Annotated in this window: 2 protein-coding genes; both read right to left on the bottom strand. The window is 37.5% G+C overall.

Features of this window, described 5'->3' with window-relative positions; translation table 11 throughout:
• The coding region (locus tag E1176_RS07435) for a GMC family oxidoreductase (RefSeq protein WP_155209974.1) at positions 1–969 on the bottom strand (969 nt) is incomplete at its 3' end.
• Positions 969–5,417 (bottom strand): fibronectin type III domain-containing protein, encoded by a 4,449-nt coding sequence (locus tag E1176_RS07430; protein ID WP_185152688.1) that lies wholly within the window; start codon positions 5,415–5,417, stop codon positions 969–971. The genes E1176_RS07435 and E1176_RS07430, both read right to left, overlap by 1 nt.
• Between the last annotated feature and the right edge of the window lie 276 nt (positions 5,418–5,693).

The following is a 5,693-nucleotide window of genomic DNA, read 5'->3' as shown; positions in this document are numbered from 1 at the left end:
AATGCAGCCAGCGTAATCCTTTCTGTGCTCACCATCATACATCATGTAGCCATTTGCTGTTATAATGGAAGACCCTCCTAAATTATCTAACCCATTATAATATAATCTAGCAAATACACCCACTTGCTCAGATAACCCAACACCAGTCAATGGATTATCATCTCCAGAGTTTAATAAAATATGTGCATTAAATATTCCGTTTGCACCAAGTACTATAGTTTCTCCTTTTGCCTTCTTTGTTTTACCATTTTCAATATAGTTTACTTCCTTGGCAATATCACTTGTTGTCGTCAATCCTATGACCTGTGACTTATACTTTAGAGTTATACGCTTATCCTTGTATAACTGTGCAAAACCATTTTCAATAGTAAATTTGGCATTAACCGGACAAACGTCACATACAGCACTTGTGCAGCAAGCATTTCTGCCATCAACTGTCTTTGTGGCACGAGCAGCTGGTTGGCTTATGTATAAGTCACCATATTCTCTTTGCAATATTTTATCAACACTACTTAGTGTTTGGGGTGGCAATGGATACTTTTTGTTTCTGGGGAACGGAGTGTTTATAGGCCCCCCAATTTTCATCACTTCTTCTACCTGGTTATAATATTCAGATAAATCGTCATATGATATAGGCCAATCAGCGCCTACGCCATATTTACTATTCATGCGAAAGTCATTAGGCATAAAGCGCGGTACGCATCCAGTCCAACAATTTGAACTGCCTCCAAAATTAGGATCAAACACCCAAATTTTATCTGAATCGGTATTGTACGTTTTCCCGGCCTTTTTAATCGCTAAATCTATCTCTCCTTTCTTTTCAGCTAATCGTTTAGCATGAGGAAAAAATTCACCTCTTTCCAGTACCAGTATTTTCCTGTTCTCTGGTTGAGACTTAAGATAATTTTTTAGAAAGAATGAAGATGCAAACCCAGTACCTACTACAATTAGATCGTAGTCATTATTCATTATTGGATAACTAATTTTTTCTGAGACACTGTTATTCCATCTGTTAATAAAACAAGATAAATCCCAGGTTTCAATCTTCTGGATAAGTCTATAGATACACCTGCATCTAAACTTCTATTATCTGTTTCTAAGGAAAGCTGAGATTTACCAACAACGTCAATAAATTCAATCAAGACCTTGTCATTGGCAGTCTGCACTCGTCCTTTTATATTCAGCTCTTGTCCGTTTGTTGGATTCGGGTATAATTTCAAGTCTTCAAAAGGATCGCCAGCAATTTCTACTCTTAAAATATTAGAATAGGCAAATTTACCATCTAAGTCAACCTGCTTTAATCGATAAAAATTGGTAGTAAGTGGATTTAAATCTTTGAAAGTATAGCTTATCTCTGAGTTACTATCTCCGGCTCCCGATTTTTCACCTATCAATTTAAAATTAGAAGTATCAGCGCCTCTTTGTATTTCAAAATGGCTATTATTCTTTTCAGAAAGTGTTTTCCAGTTTAAATTAACTATTCCGTTTTCTATGCTATAATCGAAGTCAATTAATTCTACAGGTAAAGCTCCTTCTGCATTTGTAGTTACTATTAATGGCGTACTCTCACTAGATCTATTCGCAGAAGCATCTACTGCTGAAACGGTAAAAGAGTATTCAGTTTCAGGAGATAAATTTTCTATGGTAACACCGTTATTTGGAGAATTTACAGAAGACGCTTGAGTTTTCGCATTTGAATTTCGAGAACCTGAACTTCCACCTGAAGATAAATCATAGGTAATGATATATTCTGCAACACCCACATTATCAGTAGAATTATCCCATGATAACGAAACCTTGGAACTAGTTTTAGATCTTAATGTTACATTTTGAGGTTGTGAGGGAGCCTCATTATCACCTATTGTTACAGCACTTGCAGTATTTGAAAATGTTGAGGACCCAAATATGTTTACAGCTTTTAACTTATAGTCATAGGCAGTAGATGGATCTAAATCATCCACTGTAAGAGCATTGGCCGAGTAGCCACTAGTTCTTACAATGTTAAACTCTCCTCCATCTTTTGATTCATACACCTCGAATTTTGTAATGTATGGGCCTACCTTTTGTAAAACTTTAGTGAATATGTAGTGATGTCCTTCTGTATTTAAGTGAACACCGTCCCCTAATGCATATTGAGATTTAATACTTCTATTATTTGAGAAATCTGTTAACTCATCATAAATATCAATAACTCGTTGTCCAAAGTTTAATCTCACCGCGTCAGCTTCATCTTCGAGTAGTTGACGCTTATTCATATCACTAAAGTCTCTAGGTTGAGTGGTTGTGAAGAAGATCTGAACATCCTCAGCATCTGCTAACCCTTCATACTCTAGGTAATGATTTATTGTGGTACTTATGTCAATGTTATTAGCCACATTGTTAGATGGTAAATTAACAATGATAATATCTGGGTTAAGAGATAACGCCTGTGTGATATTTCTGGTAACATCTGGAGCTCCAGAAAATCCCCCACCATCACTGCCATTTGCTCTAATATGGAATGTGTTATATCCGCCTTTAGCAAGATTAGTAATATTATATACAGCATTTTGAGCAAGGAGTGTACTATCTAATTTGTCTACCCAGCTTTTATCACCTCCTAAACCGTAGCCTTCTGCTGTAGAAGAACCTAAAATGACAATTTCTGTTGGGGCATTATCCCAAGTAAGATCAATTGCATAATCTGCAGCCTGAGCGGTTGCAGCTAGATTAGCAGGAGGTGCCGGTGGTGTATTTGACTGGAGTGGTCCACTTCTTAAAGCGCTTGCGGGTATTTGCTGATTAGGAATACCTGGGCCTACATATCTAACTTCTAACCCTTGTCCACCTGATCGTTCAAAAAATTTGACAGTAATTGGGTGTGCACCAACAGTCAATAATGTATCTATACTCGAAACTGTTCTCATTCCGTGTAATCCGTCATTGTCAACTAGCATTTTATTGCCAATCCACAGTTGACTTCCATCATCAGACCTCGTAGAGAAAGTATAAGTGCCTTCAGTCTCTATATATAAATACCCGAAGAATTCATATCCAAAATAATCATTGTCTTCGTATTTGCCACTTTTGGCTCCATAAATATCAAAGGTACTTATATTTCCAAAACCGTCATCAAATAAAGCCCAATCAGAAAACTCTCTGATTACGTCCCAGGTACCACCCGCATATAAATTATAGTATAACCCGTCAAAAGTAGTAGTTACAGCAGAGGAGCTACTTGGACTTGAAAAATTACCATTGTTGTCTACAGCTACTGCATGGAAATTATAATTTCTATTTTGATCTAAACCACTGATAACTATCGTGGTATCAGTAGTTGTACCAGCTAAAGTGCCGTCCCCAAAATATACATCATACCTATCAATACCTACATTATCGGTAGAGGGGTTCCAATTAAGTATTACACTTCCAGGGTGAACTTCGAAATGTTCATCAGCGTAGTTATTGCCATCTATATTTAACCGGTACTCTGTGTAATCAAAACTGACAAATTTAAAGCCTGATGGGGCTGTTGGGTTTTGATCATCGAGTATCGTAGTTGCAGATGCCACGTTACTGGCGGCCGATGCCCCATTTTCATTGTAGGCTCTGACCTTGTAGAAATACTCTGTATCACCATCGAGCATTACGTCATTATAGAGTAGCACATCTTCATCTGTGGTTGCAACCCACTCATAATTTATATTATCTAAACTGCGATAAACCTCAAATCCAATTTCATTGAATGATTTATCTTGCCAATAAATGTTAATTGAGCTTTCAGAACTGGCGGAAGCATATAAATTATCTGGAGCATTAGGTGTGCCACTGCCAAATGGTTCATTTGACACATACGCAGGGTCAGACTCCGTACTATTGCAAAGCCCGGCATCTTTTTTAATTACTGTGTACGCTCCAGGATCAGATACAGTTATTTCACTAAGAGTAGAATCCTCTAAATATAAAACACCATCTTTTTTCCATGTATAAAATATTCCGTCTTGAGGTGTTGTCAACGTAACTTCCGTTGCCCCATCAAGACCTGGTAAGGCCGTGCTTCCTTGAGCATCAATAGTTGCAACGGGTCTAAGCTTTGATGTGAGTGTATAAGGATCTGACCATTCCGACCAAACTCCGTCTCTTTGAATTCTAACCTGATAACTTGCTAACTCATCAGCTATTATTTCATTATCTCTTTCAGGAGATGGACTTACAGAAGTAATCACACCATCTTTATTTTTTCTCCATTCGTATCCGTCAAAACCTTTCGAAATTCCTAAGCGAACATTTACAGGATCGCCTTCACACACCTCGCTTATGCCATAATAAGAATGAATAGTTAGCTTAGTATATTGTAAAAACCATGAAAAGAAATCAGGTTCTTCATAAGCAGTATTCCAAACGCCATGTCCTAAATTTGGATAAATTGTATACCTGGGGGTACCACCTAAATTTTTAAGTTTATTGATTTTATTCCCAGTTCCTTCTGGGGTTGGTCTATTGTCTTTTCCTCCTTGAAATTGCCAAATAGGGATGTGGATCATTGAAGTATCCATTGCGATTGCGTCATTGTCGAAGGCACCATTATTTCTATGACCCGACATCGGTGCAGCTGCTGCAAATAGATCAGGTCTTGAAGTTATTAGCATCCAGGCACCTTGTGCACCTTCAGATAACCCATGAATGTAAATTCTATTAGGATCTATAGGATAAACTTCAAGAAGCTTCTCAACTAAGGCAATTGTTCTACCAGTCCATGTATCTAACCCTCTCCCAGGATTGTAACCATTTTTATTCTGAGGGAATACCACAAAACCAGGCCAGTGTCTCGGGTGAGATGGATCTCTATTAATAGCATCTTTATGTTGTCTACCTCCGTGTACTAAATTGTGGTCATTATTCCACATATTGGGATCATCTTCCCCATAACAATTATTGCCCCAACAATCAGCTCGTTCTCCTGCTCCATGCATAAATAGAATTAATGGATAAAGCGTTTCTCTGCTAGCAGTGTCTAAATTATAGTGGGTCTCTGATGGGTATGCAATTCTAAAATTTAAGCCTAACCATTTATTTGGATTACCACTTGAATTATAACCACCATTTCCAGCTTTTGGTAATTTATTTACCTGATTTGGATCTGTAATCCAATTAGGATTGGTAGGGTGTTGAAAAAAAGTAAAGTCTTTATACTGAGAGCTATTCCACCAAGTTCTCGCTCCACCATCATCATATCCATAATAACGCCCTCTAATGAGCGTGTCTGGGTGTGAAAGGCCAGGTGAACTCGAGTTGTCGGTTCTATAACTCATAGTTCCAGGGACAATGAAATAATTCAAATCAGGGATCTGTTCATCAGCCGCAATTTGACCGTAAGAAGAAGACCCAATAATGATAAACACGATCAAAATTGGGAAATAAAGTTTTGAAATATTCATATTGAAACCATCTAAGATTTTATTATCAAAATTAAATAAAATACTGAGCATTAACTAATTAAGAAGAGTGTAATTTTATTTTACGAGTCAGTTGCTTTAGGGGTTATTAGATCTATTTACTTCTAACTCAGTTCCTAAATATCATCACTCCTGCGTGAGTTCAAAGGCACCAATATCTATGCCATTTCCGCTTACGCGCTTTCTCATAAAGAAGTCAACAAGTAACTGATCGCGGACTATGGGCCTTCCTGAATCGATTAAAATACTTTCAGAGGT

The sequence above is a fragment of the Fulvivirga aurantia genome, assembly GCF_009711475.1.
GTDB lineage: Bacteria > Bacteroidota > Bacteroidia > Cytophagales > Cyclobacteriaceae > Fulvivirga > Fulvivirga aurantia.
Note: the sequence above shows the minus strand (reverse complement) of the source record. Positions and strands in the feature narration are given on the sequence as shown.

Coding starts and splice junctions, on each gene's coding strand:
- E1176_RS07430 (WP_185152688.1), bottom strand. CDS start 5,417: ATGAATATTTCAAAACTTTATTTCCCAATTTTGATCGTGTTTATCATT.